Below are 17236 nucleotides of genomic sequence, written 5' to 3' on the forward strand. Positions count from 1 at the left end.
GATAGTGCCGCTTAAGCGAAACGCTGGAGGAAGAGAGCCTCAGCGATCGCAATGTTCTCAATCTCAGTCGGGTCCACGGACTCGTTGGCGGAGTGGATCGTAGCCTGCGGCTCCTCCACACCAAACAGAGCAATCTCAGCGTTGGGGTGCTTGCCCTGCAACTCCACGGTCAGCGGGATGGAACCGCCCATGCCCTGCGTGATGGCCTCGGAACCGTAGGCCTCACCCAGGCACTGGCCCAGCAACGCTACGGCGGGCTTCTCCGGGTCCGTCTCGAAGCCCAGGTTGGCTTCCAGGATGGTGACCTCGATGTGCGCGCCGAACGGGACGTGCTTCTTGAGGTGCTCTGCTACGGCTTCGGCGGTGGTCTGCGGGTCCATGGTGGCCGGGGTGCGCAGGTTCAGGTTGGCCTCCGCGGTTGCCGGCACCGCGTTGACGGCTTCTGCCACCGGGGTAGAGGTAAAGCCAGTCACGGTGATGGCCGGGCGGGCCCAGATGAGGTCCGCGATGGCGGTGGCGCCTGCAGGGTCGTGGGCGCCCATGACCTCGGTGCCGTCGAGCATCTGCGCGTCGGCGCGGAAGTCCTCCTCGGTGTAGGCGGTGTCCTGGCCGGCGGCGAGGGGCCAGGTGCCGTCACAATCGACGCCGTCGATAGTCGTCCGGCCGTACTCATCCGTCAGGGAGTCCAGCGCGCGCATGAGAGCCTTGACGGCGTCGGGAGCCGCGCCGCCGAACTGGCCGGAGTGCACTGCCGAGTTGAGAGTGGAGACCTTGACGTTGATCTGGGAGCCACCGCGCAGGGAGGTGGTCAACGTCGGCACGCCCGCCTTGGCGTTGCCGGCATCGGCGATCAGGATGGCGTCGGCAGCGAACAGCTCCGGGCGCTCCTCAATGAGTGCGGACAGGCCCTCGCCGCCGCGCTCCTCGGAGCCTTCGATGAGGACGGTGAGGTTGAGGTCGGTGCCGCCATTCGCATCTAGGGCGCGCAGGGCGGCCAGGTGCATGGCCACGTTGCCCTTGCAGTCAGCGGCGCCGCGGCCGTACCAACGGCCATTGCGCTCGGTGAGGGTAAACGGATCCGACTCCCACGCCTCCGGGTTGCCGGCGGGGACAACGTCGTAGTGCGAGTAGAGCAGCACCGTCTTCGCGCCCTCCTTGCCCGGGCGGGTGGCCAGGATGGCGGTGGAGCCGTCGGCAGTAGTGATGGACTGCGGCTCAAGGCCCGCAGTAGACAGGGCGTTGCTGACCCACTCAGCGGCTTTGGCAGTCTGGTCTTCCAAGCCCGGCTCGTTGTGCACGGAGTTGAAGGACACCAGCTCCTTGAGCTGGCTAAAGATGTTCTCGCGGTCGGAAGCGATGAATTCAGAAATGTTGCTCATGGCTTCCAACGTACCCTGTGCGGGCTGGGCGCCGGGCCTACTGGCTAGGTGTAGCGGCCGCGGCATACTAGACTTTCTAAGGTTCACTCCATATTGCATTAGAAAGGACCTGACATGGCGACTACCACCGCCGAAGGTTCCCAGTCCACGCTCCGCGAGCTCACGCTGCGCGGCATCATCATCGGTGGACTCATCACGCTGATTTTTACCGCGGCCAACGTCTATCTGGGCCTCAAGGTGGGCCTGACGTTTGCCACCTCCATCCCGGCCGCGGTGATCTCCATGGCCGTGCTGCGCCGCTTTGCCGGTCACAATGTCAAGGAAAACAACATTGTGCAGACCATCGCGTCGGCCGCCGGCACCCTGTCCGCCATCATCTTCGTGCTTCCGGGCCTGGTGATGGTGGGCTACTGGCAGGGATTCTCCTTCGTCGATACCGCGGCGGTGTGCGCCATCGGCGGTGTGCTGGGCGTGATGTACTCCATCCCGCTGCGCCGCGCCCTGGTGACTGGCTCCGACCTGCCGTACCCGGAGGGCGTGGCCGCGGCCGAGGTCCTCAAGGTGGGCGATAGCTCCGGTGTGGAGGGCGATGTTGCTCACGAGGAAAACGCCAAGGGCCTGCACGTCATCGTCTTCGGCGGCATCCTGTCTGCAGTGATGGCGCTGCTGGGAGCGATGAAGGCGGCGGCGTCGGAAGTCGCGGCGTACTTCAAGCTCGGCTCCGGTGCCACCACCCTGGGCTCCTCGCTGTCCCTGGCGCTCATTGGCGTGGGCCACCTGGTGGGCTTGGCGGTGGGTATCGCCATGCTCGTCGGCGTGGTCATCTCCTACCTGATTCTGCTGCCCATCCTCACCGGCGGTGAGGCTCTGGGAGATCCGGCCACCCTCATGGACACCGTGGATAGCGTGTTCTCCGGCCGCATCCGCTTCATCGGCGTGGGCACCATGGCCATCGCGGCCGTGTGGACGCTCATCAAGATTGCCGGTCCGATTGCGAAGGGCATGGCGGAGTCCTTCGCCTCCTCCCGCCACCGCAAGAGCGGCCAGCAGGTGGACGTGGAGGAGCGCGACATTCCGGCGCCCTACGTCATTGGCACCATCGTTGCCCTCATGATCCCCATCGGCCTGCTGCTGTGGAACTTCGTGCGCGGCACCGATATTCACGAGCACATGGCGGTGCTCATTACCGTGTCTGTACTCTTTACGCTGCTGGTGGGGCTCGTCATCGCCTCGGTGTGCGGCTACATGGCGGGCCTTATCGGTGCGTCGAACTCGCCGATTTCCTCCATTGGCATTATCGCCGTCATCGTCGCCGCGCTCATCATCGCGCTGGTGACTCGCGGCACCGACGCCGAGCCGCTGTCCCTCGTGGCCTACACGCTGTTTACCGCGGCGATTGTTTTCGGCATCGCCACCATCTCTAACGACAACCTCCAGGACCTCAAGACCGGCCAGCTGGTCGGGGCTACGCCCTGGAAGCAGCAGGTCGCGCTCATCATTGGCGTCATCTTCGGTTCCCTGGTTATCCCGCCGATCCTGCAGGTCATGCTCACCGGCTTCGGCTTCCAGGGCATGGAGGGCGCCGGCGAGGATGCCCTGGCCGCCCCGCAGGCAGCGCTCATGTCCTCGGTGGCCTCCGGCATCTTCGATAGCTCTCTGCCGTGGGACCTCATCGGCCTAGGCGCGGCGATTGGCGCCGTCATCATCGTGATCGATGAGTGCCTGCGCAAGTTCACGGACAAGTACTCCCTGTCCCCGCTGGCCGTGGGCATGGGCATGTACCTGCCGGCCGCCATCACCATCGTGGTGCCTATTGGTGCCATCCTGGGCTACGTGTACAACCGCTGGTCGGCCCGCCAGTCCAACCCGCACTTTGTCAAGCGCATGGGCACGCTGCTGGCCACCGGCCTCATCGTGGGTGAGTCCCTCTTTGGCGTGGTCAACGCGGCCATCATCGCGGCCTCTGGCGGCGAGTCCCCGCTGGAAATCTTTGAGGGCGGAACCTCTGCCAAGGTGATCGGCGTCGTGCTCTTCATCGCCGCTATCACGGTGTCCTACAAGTGGACCTCGAAGAAGGCAGTTGCGGAGAAGTAAGGCAACCTCTTCTATTCCCTTAACTCACATACCTACTCACATACCCATGCCGGTTGTTCGGCGGAGGTAGTCGCGGGCGGTGCGGAAGCACCGCCCGTTCGCTTATAGCGTTCGTGTTGAACCTTGCAGTCGACGGGGCTGAGTGCCAGAATGGTCGCTAGCACTTCCACATGGCAAGTGCCAGAAATAAACCGAGTCATCTATGTGGTTGGGGCTGGAGAACACTCGCCAGCCGTGCCGTCGCGGGCGTCCGTCATAGATCAGACGTGAGTGTCGTCCTCAACAAAGCTTAAGGAGCACAAACACATGGCAAAGATCATTGCCTTCGATGAAGAGGCACGTCGCGGCCTCGAGCGTGGTCTCAACACGCTTGCCGACGCCGTCAAGGTCACCCTCGGCCCCAAGGGCCGCAACGTTGTCCTGGAGAAGTCCTGGGGCGCCCCGACCATCACCAACGACGGTGTCTCCATCGCGCGCGAGATCGAGCTCGAGGACCCCTACGAGAAGATCGGCGCTGAGCTGGTTAAGGAAGTAGCCAAGAAGACCGACGACGTCGCCGGTGACGGCACCACCACCGCTACCGTTCTGGCCCAGGCCCTTGTTCGCGAGGGTCTGCGCAACGTCGCTGCTGGCTCCAACCCGATGGGCATCAAGCGCGGCATTGAGACCGCTACCAAGAAGGTTGTGGACTCCCTGCTCTCCTCCGCCAAGGAAGTAGAAACTCAGGAAGAGATCGCCACCACCGCTGGCATCTCCGCCGCTGACCCGGCAATCGGCGAGAAGATCGCTGAAGCTATGTACACCGTGGGTAACGGTTCCGTGAACAAGGATTCCGTTATCACCGTGGAGGAGTCCAACACCTTCGGCGTTGATCTTGAGGTCACCGAAGGTATGCGCTTCGACAAGGGCTACATCTCTGGTTACTTCGCCACCGACATGGAGCGCCAGGAGGCAGTCCTGGAGGATCCGTACATCCTGCTGGTTTCCTCCAAGATCTCCAACATTAAGGACCTCGTCCCGCTGCTGGAGAAGGTCATGCAGACCGGCAAGCCGCTGCTCATCATCGCTGAGGATGTTGAGGGCGAGGCGCTGTCCACCCTCGTCGTGAACAAGATTCGCGGCACCTTCAAGTCCGTTGCTGTGAAGGCTCCGGGCTTCGGTGACCGCCGCAAGGCCACCCTGCAGGACATGGCTATCCTCACCGGCGGCCAGGTCATCTCCGAAGAGGTCGGCCTCTCGCTCGAGACCGCTGAGATCGAGTACCTGGGCCAGGCCCGCAAGGTTGTTGTGACCAAGGACGAGACCACCATCGTTCAGGGCGCTGGCTCCCAGGAGCAGATCGATGGCCGCATCAAGCAGATCCGCGCCGAGATCGACAACTCTGACTCTGACTACGACCGTGAGAAGCTGCAGGAGCGCCTGGCTAAGCTGGCCGGCGGCGTGGCAGTCCTCAAGGTTGGCGCTGCCACCGAGGTAGAGCTTAAGGAGCGCAAGCACCGCATCGAAGATGCCGTGCGTAACGCTAAGGCTGCTGTGGAGGAGGGCATCGTCGCCGGCGGTGGCGTAGCCCTGCTGCAGGCCGCTGAGGTTCTGGATTCCCTGTCTGACCTCACCGGTGACGAGGCTACCGGCGTCAAGATTGTCCGCGAGGCACTGTCTGCACCGCTGAAGCAGATTGCTCAGAACGCTGGCCTAGAGCCGGGCGTCGTTGCCGACAAGGTTTCTTCCCTGCCGGCTGGCCAGGGCCTCAACGCCGCTACCGGCGAGTACGTCGACCTCATGGCCGCGGGTATCAACGACCCGGTCAAGGTCACCCGCTCCGCCCTGCAGAACGCTGCGTCCATCGCTGCACTGTTCCTGACCACTGAGGCAGTGGTGGCTGACAAGCCTGAGCCGGCCGGTGCTGCTGGCGCTGGTATGCCGGATGCTGACGCTATGGGCGGTATGGGCTTCTAATCCCAATGCCTGGGCGCTGTGTCCCAGATGGCTATATCAAAGAGAAAGCTCCTCACGGTTTTCCGTGGGGAGCTTTCTCTGTGTTGAGACACTTTCGTGTCTTTTCTCCACCCTATATGGGGGTATTTTTCCGGAGTGCGCTAGAAAATTTTCCAGATTTTTCAGGTTCTGCGCGCACCTTTCAATCGGAAGGTTACGGGATGGTGTTACGTATTTCGGGCCACATTCTGGATCTGTGTGTCCACTGTTCCGCATTTGCCCAGTTAGTGGGGTTTTCTCAGGTAAGGTGAACATTAGGTTAATTGATAACATCTTCTGAATGCTGGTGTGGGAGTCTAGTTTGGCCGAAAAATTAACACCGCCATCCACTTGCAATGTGGGGGAGCTGTGCCAAAATAGTTTCTTGTGACGCCCGCTGAGGGTGTCTGCAAACCGCAAACCCCCTCCGGGCACTTTCTACCCGGACTTCACAAAAGGAGACCATAATGGATCTTTCTTTCATCGGCGACCAGCTCGGCAACTTCGCTGACTTTGCTGAGGGCATCAAGAAGCTCTTCGGCGGCTTCGCTGGCGCCTTCGACACCATTACTGGTGCTGTTCAGCAGGGTGACTCTTACGAGTTTGCCCCGGACACCTCCAAGCTCGAGGCTCTGTCCTCCAAGTAAGCCTGATGTGCCTTCGGGCGCATTGAGAACACACACTTTTACTTCCAAGGAGATTTACAATGGGTACCCTTTCTTCCACCGGCATCCTCGGCACCATCCTGTCCGTTCTGTACAACCTCGGCGACGCTGCCAAGGGCGCTTCCAAGCTGATCGGCCTGCTCTAAGCAGTACGCTGTTCATACAGAACTAAGCGTTAAACCCCGCTCCCCACGATGGGTGAGCGGGGTTTGTCATGTTTTGCGAGAGGTGCGGCCTTGAAGTCGGCTCTACGGTACGTTTTCGTAAATATGGCAGCGTAAACACCAGAATTTCGGGACTTGTTTGCGAAAACGTACCGCGGCGTTAGTGGCAGGTACGGACCGGTCATTAGAGGCCCTGGATCTTCGGGGCACCATGTGGAAGAAGTGCAGTAGTTGTGGTGGGTTACGTGTGGTGATGCCGCCTTTGTTTCGAGAGTGGGGGTAAATGGGGCCGCTGGGGCAAGGTTTACTCAGCCAGATGTCTGGTTCATAGATAGAATTATGGGCATGGCTGACATTAAAGACGACGAACTCCCCGAGATCGACCTCGCCCAGACCGACGGCTACGTCGTTGACGACTCTGATGAAGACGATCCTGCGCTGATCATGCCGGATGGCTCGCCTGTAGAGACCTGGCGTGAGAACTACCCGTACGAGGAGCGCATGACGCGCGACGAGTATGAGACGATTAAGCGCGCCCTGCAGATCGAGCTGCTGAAATGGCAGAACTGGACCAAGGAAACCGGCCAGCGCCACATCATCATCTTCGAGGGTCGTGACGCTGCCGGCAAGGGCGGCACCATTAAGCGCTTCAACGAGCACCTCAACCCGCGTGGTGCCCGCACCGTGGCGCTGGAAAAGCCCTCTCCGCGTGAGTCCACCTCCTGGTACTTCCAGCGCTACATCGAGCACTTCCCGTCCGGCGGCGAGATCGTCTTCTTCGACCGCTCCTGGTACAACCGCTCCGGTGTTGAGCGCGTCATGGGCTTCTGCACCGAGTCCCAGCATGCAGAGTTCCTCCGTGAGGTTCCGATGCTGGAGAACATGCTCCTGGGTTCCGGTATCTCCCTGACTAAGCTGTGGTTCTCCGTGACCCGCAAGGAGCAGCGCACCCGCTTCGCCATTCGCCAGATCGACCCAGTCCGCCAGTGGAAGCTGTCCCCGATGGACTTGGCCTCCCTGGATAAGTGGGATGACTACACCCGCGCGAAGGAAGAGCAGTTCCGCTACACGGATACCGATGAGTCCCCGTGGATCACCATCAAGTCGAATGACAAGAAGCGTGCCCGCATCAACGCCATGCGCTACGTACTGTCCAAGTTCGAGTACACGAACAAGGACCACGAGCTCGTAGGCCAGGTCGATGAGAAGATTGTGAAGCGCGGTCGTGAGCAGATTGGTGATTAATCACCACGCCTAGTGCGCCTTTTCAGCAATTCAGGCAGAAAAAGGAGGCGGCAGGGAATCCCTGCCGCCTCTGTGCAGTTCTCGGCAGAGAAATGAGTGGGTGTAAGAAAAGGCCCAAAAAGTTCATGTCAGTGTTACCCTGCCGTTGCTCAGGCAGGATAACCATTTCATTATGAAATATCACCTTCTTGCACCTGCTGCGCTCGCCGTCGTGGGTCTGTGCACCATATCGCCGGTAGCGTCTGCCCAGTCATCCTTTAGCACGCTGTCCTCTTCGTCTAGCTTCTCGTCCTCACTCTTTAACTGGAATTCCTCTAGTAGCTCCAAAAAGCCGGAAGATGTCGCTCCGGGGGACGTGGAGGAGGCTGAGACTCCACTGACGCCGACGGGCAACCGAGTCATCTGGCACGAGAGCTTTGATGAGTTGGAGAATCCCGCCCGCTTTACGCACCGTATGCCGGAGGGGTGGTCCTCCTCCGTCGACGGCGTAAACTCTGGTGAAGCTCGGTGGAAGGGCTGGACTGCGTCAACGATCCGAGACTGGACGTGGGCTGCTCAGACGGACATGCGTCATTGGTTTACTCAAGCCCACGACAATCTAGTCATTATTGACAGCAAGCAGCAGCGCCTCAATGACACCGATGCCATGACCGCACAGTTGACGTCCCCGAGCATTCCTGTGGCGGGCCAAGGTGACATCAACCTCGAGTTTGATCATCATTACCGCCAAGGAAAAGAAGGCCAAAACGCTATGGTGCAGGTCTCCTTTGACGGGGCCGCAGCGCAGACTCTTGCCACGTTTGATCGCGATGTCTTCTCCAAACATGAGTCGCTGCCTATTGAGGTTCCCGTAGGCGCGCAGTCCATGCAAGTCACGTTCACTTACGCCAACGGCAACGATGACTGGTGGTGGGCTGTCGATAATGTAGGCGTTGTCAAACGTCTGCCAGAGGTTACTGGCAAGCCACAGGCCATTGTCGATGTATTATCCGATGTCCAAGGCGACCCCGAAGACTATAAAGAAGCAATTGGGCTGCTCAACGCAATGGACGACACAGCCGGTGCGTTGGTCCTCAATGGTGACATTGTGGATGATGGTTCCCAAGGGCAGTGGGACACGTTCTTGCAGGCACAGAAGGACGCACCTCATGCTGCGGGAACGCAGCTGTGGACTATCGGCAACCACGAGATGTACGGTCCTGAAGGCTCAGAGACTTATCTGAAGCGCTTCCTCACCTACGCAGGCCAGGACAAACCATGGAATGAGATTGTGGTCGACGGTGTGCCGCTCATCTCTGTCAATACGGAATACTATTCCGACATTGACCGTGGCGGAAAGGAACCGTTCCAGAGACTGAGCAAGGAACAATTGGACTGGCTCGATGAGCGTTTGAACTATTGGGATGAAAAGGGAACTCCGGCGTTGGTATTTAGCCACCCTCTGCTGCCGCAGACCGTGTCCATGTCCCATTCGGCCTGGTATCAGAACGACTTTGAGGACCTTGAAGCCCTGTCCAATGTAGTGAATAAGTACACCAACATTGTGTGGTTTAGCAGCCACAGTCATTCTTCCCTTCGGCAGAATAACTGGTGGGGTGTGCGCCGTTACGACGGCACTGGCGAACCCGGGCGCACCGGATTCCCCGTGGTAAACACTGGCGCAATTCTCAATGAGTACCTGCCGGATGGCGATCATGACGAAAAGGTTGTCAAGGAAAAGGAAGAGGCCTCCAGCGGACTGCGGGTCAAGGTGTTCTCTGACCGCGTCCGCGTGGAGGCCTGGGATTTCAAAGCCAACGAGATTATTGATGTCGTTGACTTTGCCCGTTAATTAGTCCCTACTTCTTCCATGGCTCAATCGGGTTGCCTTGCCACTCGGAATTGCGCGGGACTTGGTCGCCGCGCATGACGAGGGAGCCCGGGCCCACCGTGGCGGTGGAGCCGATGACGGAGGCCGGCAACGCGACGGAGTGCGCGGCGAGGGTGGCGCCGGCGTCGATAGTCACGGTGTCCAGGCTCATGACGCGGTCCTGGAACAGGTGGGTCTGCACCACGGTGCCCGGGCCCACGGAGGCACCAGCACCGACGGAGCACAGATCCGTCTCGGGGAACCAGTAGGAGTCAATCCACGCGCCGTGGCCAATCTTGACGCCGAGTGCGCGCAGGCCCTGGTTGATTTCACCGGCACCGTAGGTGTGGGTGAAGAACCACGGTGCAGCGACGGCCTCAACGAAGGTGTCCTGCAGCTCGTTGAGCCACACAAACGCCGACCAGAGGGGGTGGTCACCCGGGGTCTGCGTGCCGACGCAGATCCACTTCACGGCCACGGTCACCGTCATCGCGATGGCACCGGCCACCATGAGGATGAGTCCGCCGAGAGCCCAGGCGAGCGCGATACCAAAGGTGCTAGCCAGGGCGTAGAGCGCAGCCATTGTGCCAGCCAGCAGCATGGCTGACGTCATCGGTGCCAGCAGACGCATGGTTTCAATCGCGCCACGCGCAGCCTTGACCTTGAAGCCCGGGTTGTAGGTGAGGGACTCGCCCTCCACGCCCTCGACGTGGGCCTCAACGCGGCGCATACGCTCCGGCGGGGAACCCCACCAGTTCGCGCCAGACTTGGTCTTCTTCGGCGTCGAGGAAAGCACGGCCACCAGCGAGTTCTTGGACAGCTTGCGGCCTGGGCCGGTGATACCGGAGTTGCCCACGAAGGAGCGCTTGCCCACCTTGGTCTCACCGGTCAGCATCCAACCGCCGCCGAGCTCGTAGCCACCAATCATGGTGTCATCCGCCAGGAAGGCGCCGTCCTTGACCTCGGTGAGCTTGGGCACCATAACGGCCGTGGAAATCTCCACGTCCTTGCCAATCGTGGCGCCCAGCGAGCGCAGCCAGGTCGGGGTCAACTGGGAAGCGTACAGCGGGAAGAGCTGCGTGCGGGCCTCATCCATGAGGCGCTCCACAGCCCACAGGCGCCAGCCCTTGGCCGAGCGCACCGGTGCCACGCCCGGCGTGAGACCAAGCGAGAGCACGCGGACACCGAGCCACGTCTGCACCATGAAGGTGAAGAATGCAGCCAAGGCGCCCAGCGGCGCGAAGAACAGCGAGCCGATGAAGGCAGAGCCATCCGTCAGGGCAATGAGGCCGACGACGACAGCCGCACCCACCGCCAGCGCCACGATGGGCTGCAGGGCGAGCAGGATGGAGGTAGCGCCATAAATGGCCACCCACCACGGGCGGCGCTTCGGGGCATGGGACGGGAAGCGATGCTTGGAGCGGCCCACCTTCTTGGCGGGCGAGCCGGACCAGCGCTGGCCGTCCTTGATCTTCTTGCGGCCAGTCACGGTGGAACCGGCCTCGACGTGGGCGTCCTTGCCCACGACGGTGCCTGGCAGCAGGGTCGAGCGCGCGCCCACGCGAGCACCTTCCTTGACTTCAATGGCGCCGACGCGCAGGATGTCGCCGTCGAGCCAGTAGCCGGTGAGGTCCACCTCTGGTTCGATGGCCGCATGCTTGCCCAAGGTGAGCAAGCCCGTTACTGGCGGCAGGGAGTGCAGGTCCACGCCGCGACCAATCTTGACACCAAGGGCGCGGGCATAGTTGTTGACCCAGGTAGCGCCCGCAATGGAGCGTGAACCGGAGGCATCTGCCCAGCGTTCCGCGGCCCAAATGCGCAGGTGCGTGGAGCCGCCGCGCGGGTACTCACCGGGCTTGATGCCTGCGGTGATCACACGTGCGCCGAAACCGCCGATGGGGATGCGCCCCACCGGGGTGACGAAGATGATGAGAAGCACGGCCACGAGCCACCACGGGGTGGTCATGGCCCAGTCCAGGCCCAGCAGGTTCGCCACGTTGGAGCCCAGCAACAGCCAGGACAGCCACGTCGTAGCGGCGAGCGTCATGACGGGGATCTGAATGAGTGTCTGCGCAATGCGCGTGCCTGCGCCTACCGGCTTGACCTCACGGGCGGGCCCGGCATCCTCAACGGATTCGGCGCCGGCGAGCTGCTCCGCCAGGGAACCTAGGCGCGGGTGGTCATAGAGATCACGCACGGCCACAGTGGGGAAGCGCTCGCGGATGCGGCCGACGAGCGTCGCCGCGGCCAGCGAGGTGCCGCCGAGGGAGAAGAAATCAGCATTGACATCCTCGACGGACACACCGAGGGTGTCCACCCACAGCTCGGCCAGCCACTGCTCGGTCGGGGTGAGGCCCGCAGCCTCCACGCCCACTCCAGGCAGCGGCCATGGCAGGGCCTTCTTATCCACCTTGCCGGAGGTGCGAATCGGCAGCTCATCCATCACGCAAATGCGCGGAACGAGGGCGGCCGGCATGGTTTCCGCTAGGCGCTCGTGCGCCGCTTCGTGGTCGAAGCCTAGGTCCGGGTCATCCAGTGAGACGTAGCCGACGAGCACGGACTCGCCGCCGGGCGTCTTCTGCACGGCCACAGCAGAGTTGTACACGTTCGGCAGGGCGGCCACGTTGGCCTCCACCTCACCAAGCTCGATGCGGCGGCCACCAATCTTGACCTGGTCATCGACGCGGCCCACGAAGTACAGACCGTCCTCTTCCAAACGCACGTGGTCACCGGTGCGGTAGGCGCGCTCCCAGCCCATGGACTCCAGCGGCGCATATTTCTCCGCATCCTTCACGGGGTCCAGGTAGGCAGCAAGGCCTACACCACCAATGACGAGTTCGCCCACCTCACCGATGTTCACGGGGGCGCCGTGCTTATCGACGACCACCAGGTCCCAACCATTCAGCGGCAAACCAATCGATACCGGCTGGCCGGGCATCATGCGCTGTGCGCAGGCCACGACGGTGGCTTCGGTGGGGCCGTAGGTGTTCCACATTTCGCGTTCGTCGGTGGCCAGGCGGTCAGTGAGCTCCTGGGAACAGGCCTCGCCGCCGACGATGAGGAGGCGGATGTTATCCAGAGCCTCGGCGGGCCACAGGCCAGCCAACGTTGGCACGGTGGAGACCACCGTGATGTCACGGCGGATGAGCCACGGGCCTAGGTCCATGCCGGAGCGCACGAGGGAGCGTGGGGCCGGGACCAGGCACGCACCGTGGCCCCACGCCAGCCACATTTCTTCGCAGGAGGCGTCGAAAGCCACGGACAGGCCGGCCAGGACGCGGTCATCCGGGCCGAGTGGGCCCTGCGGGCTATCAACCAGGAAGAGGGCGGCTTCGGCGTCGACGAAGGCGGCCGCGGAGCGGTGGCTCACGGCCACGCCCTTGGGCTTGCCGGTCGAACCGGAGGTGAAGATAATCCACGCGGTGTCCTCTGGGCGCGGCTCATCAAAGGCCACGTTGTCAGCGTCGGAGCCCGTGTCGGTGCCCGTGTTTCCGCCGCGCTCGCGCAGCATGCGGAAGCCCTCGTCGGTGAACACACCGTCGATGTCAGCCTCGCCGAAGACCATCTCGGCGCGCTCGTCCGGGTCGTCGGCGTCAACAGGCACGTAGGCGGCACCGGCGGCGAGCGTGGCCAGGATGGCCAGGTAGAGCTCGCGCTTGCCGGAGGTCATGCGAATACCGATGCGGTCCCCGCGGCGCACGCCGTTAGCGTGGAGCTCGGAGGCCCAGGCGGAGACGTCGGCAAGCAGCTCAGCGTAGGTGAGGATCTCACCGTCATCGAGGGCTGCAGCGTCCGGGTACAGCTCCGCGGAGGTGCGCACGATGTCCCACAAGGTGCGGGACGGCGCAGCCTCGGAACCAAGGAGGTACTGCTCAGGAACGCGGGGTTCCTCGGTCTTGAGGGCGTGGCGGCCCTGGCTAGTATCGGATTCCTCCATTTAGGCATCACCACCTTCGCCATCGCCGGGGGCGTCTGCCGCGATGATGGCCTTTGCCAACTTGCGCAGGTGCTTGAGCTGCTTGTTCGTGGACTCGTCAAGGGCAGCGTCCTCTGCCTCGGCGACGAGCGCGGCGAGCTCCTTGTGGGCTTTCACGCCCTTCTTGGTGGCGGCAATGATCTGGCGGCGGCGGTCCTTGGCATCGCGCTCACGCTTGACCCAGTTGCGGGACTCCAGCGAGTCGAGGAGGCGCACCATGTCGGAGGCGTCGATGGCCAAGGTCTCAGACAGCGCGGACTGGGAGGACGCAGCGTCTGCGACAAGGCAGGTGAGCACCCAGTACTCGCGCAGCGTGGTCTGCTGGGTCTGCAGCGCGGCCTCGACGCCATCGCGGGTGCGGCGGCGGAGGCGCTCCAACTGGAAGGAGGGGGACTCCAACAGAGCGGTAGGAATAGTAACAGAATTTGATGAAGACATGCCGATGATATTAGTCCGCCTACCGTCTGAATCCTAAATCATGGGCCGTGCCCCACTAGTTTTATGCTGAGGCTAACTTCTGGACGATGAGAGTGTTGAGAGATACGCCCTCTCGTTCGGCTTCGATGGTGAGGTTTCGGTGTAGCGATTGAGGGATGCGAAGGTTGAACTTCCCTGAAAAGCTGCGCTGGCCAAACGGCTCTGGGGCTTGCTCATTGTTGCGGTGCATATCTTCTAGCGCTTCCTCGACGACACTGCGCAGCTCGGATTCTGCGGTGGCTGCAGAGGCGTCGAGCCATGACAGGGAAGGGAACTCTAGAACGGTGGCAACGAATTCTCCGTCTTCTTCGGACCAGGCGGTTTGGTAGGTGTATTTATCTGCGAGGTTCATGAAGTGCTCCTAATTGAGGCGATCGATGGCGTCTAGGACTTGACGGACTTGAAAGGGCTTGGCTTTTCCATCGCGGCCTTCCTGGATGTTTACTCGGGGGTCGCCCTGCCACGGGGTTTTGTAAACGATGTGTGACGTGCCTCTTCGTTTTCGGCCGGCGCTTTCTTGGCGTTCGAAGTAGAAATCACACACAAGCTGCAGTTCTGAGAAGCGGACATTATTTCGTGATGTCCGCATCTTCGTGAGGATCTTTTGTATCTTGGATACCACACTTGAATGGTACCGAAAATAGTACCACTACTGGTTGGGGTGAACCATGGGGCAGCCCTGAGCCTTCCACGCATCCGTGCCGCCGTCGACATTGATGACGTCCCAGCCCTTCGCGTGTTCAAGGTACTGGCACACCTGCATGCTGCGACCGCCCAGGTGGCAGATGACGTAGATGTCTCGGTCCGGGTCAATCTCATCGAGGCGGTCAACGAGCTCACCCATGGGGATGTGGGTCGCGCCTTGAGCGTGTTCGGTGTTCCACTCGTGGTCCTCGCGGACATCGATGAGCTGGGCGTTCTCGGGAACTTCAGTGGGTTGTACATTCTGCATGCGCCCTAGCTTACGTTGCTGCGGTTGCCGGGTTCTCTGGGGCAGTTTATGGTGAGCAGCAATGGGGGAGGGGCTTTTCATCGGAGGGGATTACATGGAGAAAATTGTTGGCCGTGCCGGGGCGCTAGCGGCGGCCAAGGGGGAGGCAATAAAAATCACGCGGGGGCTCTACCTGCCAAGCGAGCCAACGCCGGTGGAATTGGCCAAGGTAGTCAGTGAACACTGGCCGGACTGCGCACTCGATGGTTACTCCGCAGCGATGATTTTTCTCGGGCGAAAACCAGGATTTCCGTTGCAGCTCATCCGGGAGAAAGGTTTAGAAGATACTCGCTACTACCGGTGCCGTCGCGCGCGGCCGAAGGGCGTCTTTCCCTACGACGGCATCAACGTATGCAATCCGCTGCAGGCGGTGGAAGCTATGGAAGAGAAGCACGCCGTGATGTTTCTGGAGAAGTACCTTGCCGGCGGCGATGCGGAAGGGCGGCTAAAGCTACTGGCCATGGACTTTCGGCGGTTCCCACAGCACACCCGGCGCGTGTTGGACAAGACTGTGATCGGTGCGGATAGCGTTCCAGAGCGGGCACTTACCCGCGCGTTGGAGCCCTATTTCGTGGTTCGCAATAACGTTAAAATCGGGCCGTATCGGTGGGACTTGTTCTTGGAGAAACATCGCATTGCCATTGAGGTTGACGGCTACGCCTATCACAGAGGAGAAAACCGCCGCCAATTCGAGCTTGACCGCCAGAAACTCAATGACGTTGTCCATCGTGGGTATACCCCTCTGCATTTCACTGCAACCACGATCGAGCACCATCTGGACAAGGTGGTAGAGCAGGTGCGCGGGGTGGCGCGAGGGACTAGACCGTATCTGGACCCGCCGTGGATGTGGCACCGGATGTTCGTGTGAGGGTCGATGTCGTTCACGGTAAATAGCGCCGGAAAACGGCGAGTTTTTGTGCTCTATTTACCGTGAGCGTAGCGCGGAAGTCCGGCGGCGGTTCTCGTGCGGTGCTTGGGGCAGAATTTCAGGGGAGGGCAAACACAGGCCTCAGCGGTGCGCTGAGAGGTACTCCAGGATTGCCTTGACGCGGCGGTTGTCCTCGCTGGGATCTAAACGGAGCTTGGTGAAGATGTTGGACACGTGCTTGGCCACTGCGGCAGAAGAAAGGACGAGCTCGGCGGCGATGTCTTTGTTGGATTTGCCGCGGGACATTAACTCGAGGACCTCGCGCTCGCGTGGGGTGAGCTCACCCAGGCCGCTGCGCCCCGAGCTCATTAAAGCTTGGGCCACGGTGGGGTCAATGACGGTGCCGCCCTGGGCCACCACGTCCAAGCTGGAGAGGAAGTCGCGCACTTCGGAGACACGGTCCTTCAGAAGGTAGCCGGTGCCGGCATCGGGGGAGTCGAAGAGCTTCACCGCGTACGCCGGTGCCACATACTGGGAGAGCACCATGACGGGCAGACCCGGGTACGCGTTTCTTAAGTTCACGGCTGCCTTCAGCCCATCATCGCCCATTCCGGGCGGCATGCGTACGTCGGTGATGACGATGTCCGGAAGGTCCTCGCGGAGTTGGTCCACCATCGCTTCCAAGGCCGGGGCGGAGTCCGCCTGGCCCACAATCGCATGCCCGCGGCGTTCCAATAGGCCGGCGAGGCCTTCACGAAGAATGGCGGAGTCATCCGCCACGACGATTCTCAAACTCATGCTTGAACTCCTGATTGTCCGCGGTCGAGAAGAAGGGGGATAGAGCCCGCTACACGGGTCGGGCCACCGGGTGGTGAGGACAGCGTCATATCCCCACCGAAGGCAGCGAGGCGCTCGGCCATTCCCGCCAGACCATGCCCCGGCACCACCCGCGCACCGCCGGGACCCTCATCCACCACGGCAATCTTTAAGGAGGCATCCGCGGTCACTAAAACGGAGACCGGCGCGCCGGGTGCATATTTCGCCGCATTCGTCAGCGCTTCCGTGCCGAAGAAGTAGCCGCAGGCTAGCACCGAGGCGGAAAGCTCGGGCAGCGGGTGCGGGGCGAAGACGCTGACGTGGGGGCCGTGGGAAGAGGCGGCGTCGGCAAGCGCGGCCACCAAACCGTGATCCTGCAGCACCTGGGGGTGGATACCATGCACCGTGGCGCGCAGGGAGTGCAGGCCGCGGTCCACGTCCTGCTTGGCGGCGGTGAGGAGCTCGGAGAGGGGGGAGGGGGCGTCGAGAAGCGCTTCGCCCAGCTTCATGCTCGCGGCCACGAGGTATTGCTGCGCGCCGTCGTGCAGGTCGCGCTCGATGCGGGCGCGCTCCACCTCATAGGCATCCGCGATGGCGCGACGCGAGGCCGTGAGCTGCGCAATCTGCCGCGCCTGTTGCTGTTCGTGGCTGGTGGGTTGGGGTTTTCTTCGGAACACGGTGCTAAGCATATCGGGCGGTGGCCGCGCGAGGGGTAGTGCTGGCACTACCTTAAAAAGC

The 17236-nt window shown here is 61.9% G+C and carries 13 protein-coding genes; 6 read left to right on the forward strand and 7 right to left on the reverse strand.

The features are described 5' to 3' along the window. Positions 1-11: 11 nt before the first annotated feature. The gene (locus M5J09_RS05180; protein ID WP_042532409.1) at positions 12-1379 is read right to left on the reverse strand and encodes a dipeptidase; all 1368 of its coding nucleotides are present in this window, start codon (positions 1377-1379) and stop codon (positions 12-14) included. Positions 1380-1493: 114 nt separating this feature from the next. On the opposite strand from M5J09_RS05180, the gene M5J09_RS05185 reads away from it, so the two are divergent. From M5J09_RS05185 to M5J09_RS05210, 5 genes are all read left to right on the forward strand, one after another. Continuing rightward, positions 1494-3473 (forward strand): OPT family oligopeptide transporter, encoded by a 1980-nt coding sequence (locus tag M5J09_RS05185; protein ID WP_042532407.1) that lies wholly within the window; start codon positions 1494-1496, stop codon positions 3471-3473. A gap of 306 nt (positions 3474-3779) precedes the next feature. Continuing rightward, on the forward strand, positions 3780-5429 hold the full coding sequence (groL, locus tag M5J09_RS05190) for a chaperonin GroEL (RefSeq protein ID WP_257157199.1): 1650 nt from the start codon (positions 3780-3782) through the stop codon (positions 5427-5429). 485 nt (positions 5430-5914) lie between these two features. Further along, on the forward strand, positions 5915-6094 hold the full coding sequence (locus M5J09_RS05195) for a PorH family porin (RefSeq protein ID WP_042532403.1): 180 nt from the start codon (positions 5915-5917) through the stop codon (positions 6092-6094). Between the two features lie 527 nt (positions 6095-6621). After that, positions 6622-7521, forward strand: a complete 900-nt coding sequence (gene ppk2, locus M5J09_RS05205) for a polyphosphate kinase 2 (protein ID WP_257157200.1) — start codon at positions 6622-6624, stop codon at positions 7519-7521. Between the two features lie 172 nt (positions 7522-7693). Then, positions 7694-9352 carry a metallophosphoesterase gene (locus M5J09_RS05210; protein WP_257157201.1) on the forward strand — a complete coding sequence of 553 codons (1659 nt, stop codon included), beginning with the start codon at positions 7694-7696 and terminating at the stop codon, positions 9350-9352. 7 nt (positions 9353-9359) lie between these two features. Here M5J09_RS05210 and M5J09_RS05215 read toward each other — a convergent pair whose 3' ends face one another. The 4 genes from M5J09_RS05215 to M5J09_RS05235 all read right to left on the reverse strand — a co-directional run bounded on the left by M5J09_RS05215 (position 9360) and on the right by M5J09_RS05235 (position 14775). Beyond that, on the reverse strand, positions 9360-13307 hold the full coding sequence (locus tag M5J09_RS05215) for a Pls/PosA family non-ribosomal peptide synthetase (RefSeq protein WP_257157202.1): 3948 nt from the start codon (positions 13305-13307) through the stop codon (positions 9360-9362). After that, entirely contained in the window at positions 13308-13784 is a 477-nt protein-coding gene (locus M5J09_RS05220; RefSeq protein ID WP_070537357.1) for a MarR family winged helix-turn-helix transcriptional regulator, read from the reverse strand. Positions 13785-13845: 61 nt separating this feature from the next. Continuing rightward, complete coding sequence (locus tag M5J09_RS05225) at positions 13846-14175, reverse strand: type II toxin-antitoxin system HicB family antitoxin (protein WP_257157203.1); 330 nt, start codon at positions 14173-14175, stop codon at positions 13846-13848. 297 nt (positions 14176-14472) lie between these two features. Next, the gene (locus M5J09_RS05235; protein WP_257157204.1) at positions 14473-14775 is read right to left on the reverse strand and encodes a rhodanese-like domain-containing protein; all 303 of its coding nucleotides are present in this window, start codon (positions 14773-14775) and stop codon (positions 14473-14475) included. Between the two features lie 94 nt (positions 14776-14869). Between M5J09_RS05235 and M5J09_RS05240 the strand changes: the two genes are divergently transcribed. Further along, positions 14870-15682 carry an endonuclease domain-containing protein gene (locus tag M5J09_RS05240; RefSeq protein WP_257157205.1) on the forward strand — a complete coding sequence of 271 codons (813 nt, stop codon included), beginning with the start codon at positions 14870-14872 and terminating at the stop codon, positions 15680-15682. 141 nt (positions 15683-15823) lie between these two features. On the opposite strand, the gene M5J09_RS05245 is transcribed toward M5J09_RS05240, so the two are convergent. Beyond that, complete coding sequence (locus M5J09_RS05245) at positions 15824-16480, reverse strand: response regulator transcription factor (protein WP_257157206.1); 657 nt, start codon at positions 16478-16480, stop codon at positions 15824-15826. Further along, a complete protein-coding gene (locus M5J09_RS05250; protein WP_257157207.1) occupies positions 16477-17187 on the reverse strand; it encodes a sensor histidine kinase in 711 nt (236 codons plus the stop codon). Before M5J09_RS05250 ends, M5J09_RS05245 begins: the two co-directional genes overlap by 4 nt. Positions 17188-17236: the final 49 nt, after the last annotated feature.

The sequence above is a fragment of the Corynebacterium sp. BF-R-2 genome, from assembly GCF_024586525.1.
Taxonomy (GTDB): domain Bacteria; phylum Actinomycetota; class Actinomycetes; order Mycobacteriales; family Mycobacteriaceae; genus Corynebacterium; species Corynebacterium singulare.

Coding starts and splice junctions, on each gene's coding strand:
- M5J09_RS05180 (WP_042532409.1), bottom strand. CDS start 1,379: ATGAGCAACATTTCTGAATTCATCGCTTCCGACCGCGAGAACATCTTT.
- M5J09_RS05185 (WP_042532407.1), top strand. CDS start 1,494: ATGGCGACTACCACCGCCGAAGGTTCCCAGTCCACGCTCCGCGAGCTC.
- groL (WP_257157199.1), top strand. CDS start 3,780: ATGGCAAAGATCATTGCCTTCGATGAAGAGGCACGTCGCGGCCTCGAG.
- M5J09_RS05195 (WP_042532403.1), top strand. CDS start 5,915: ATGGATCTTTCTTTCATCGGCGACCAGCTCGGCAACTTCGCTGACTTT.
- ppk2 (WP_257157200.1), top strand. CDS start 6,622: ATGGCTGACATTAAAGACGACGAACTCCCCGAGATCGACCTCGCCCAG.
- M5J09_RS05210 (WP_257157201.1), top strand. CDS start 7,694: ATGAAATATCACCTTCTTGCACCTGCTGCGCTCGCCGTCGTGGGTCTG.
- M5J09_RS05215 (WP_257157202.1), bottom strand. CDS start 13,307: ATGGAGGAATCCGATACTAGCCAGGGCCGCCACGCCCTCAAGACCGAG.
- M5J09_RS05220 (WP_070537357.1), bottom strand. CDS start 13,784: ATGTCTTCATCAAATTCTGTTACTATTCCTACCGCTCTGTTGGAGTCC.
- M5J09_RS05225 (WP_257157203.1), bottom strand. CDS start 14,175: ATGAACCTCGCAGATAAATACACCTACCAAACCGCCTGGTCCGAAGAA.
- M5J09_RS05235 (WP_257157204.1), bottom strand. CDS start 14,775: ATGCAGAATGTACAACCCACTGAAGTTCCCGAGAACGCCCAGCTCATC.
- M5J09_RS05240 (WP_257157205.1), top strand. CDS start 14,870: ATGGAGAAAATTGTTGGCCGTGCCGGGGCGCTAGCGGCGGCCAAGGGG.
- M5J09_RS05245 (WP_257157206.1), bottom strand. CDS start 16,480: ATGAGTTTGAGAATCGTCGTGGCGGATGACTCCGCCATTCTTCGTGAA.
- M5J09_RS05250 (WP_257157207.1), bottom strand. CDS start 17,187: ATGCTTAGCACCGTGTTCCGAAGAAAACCCCAACCCACCAGCCACGAA.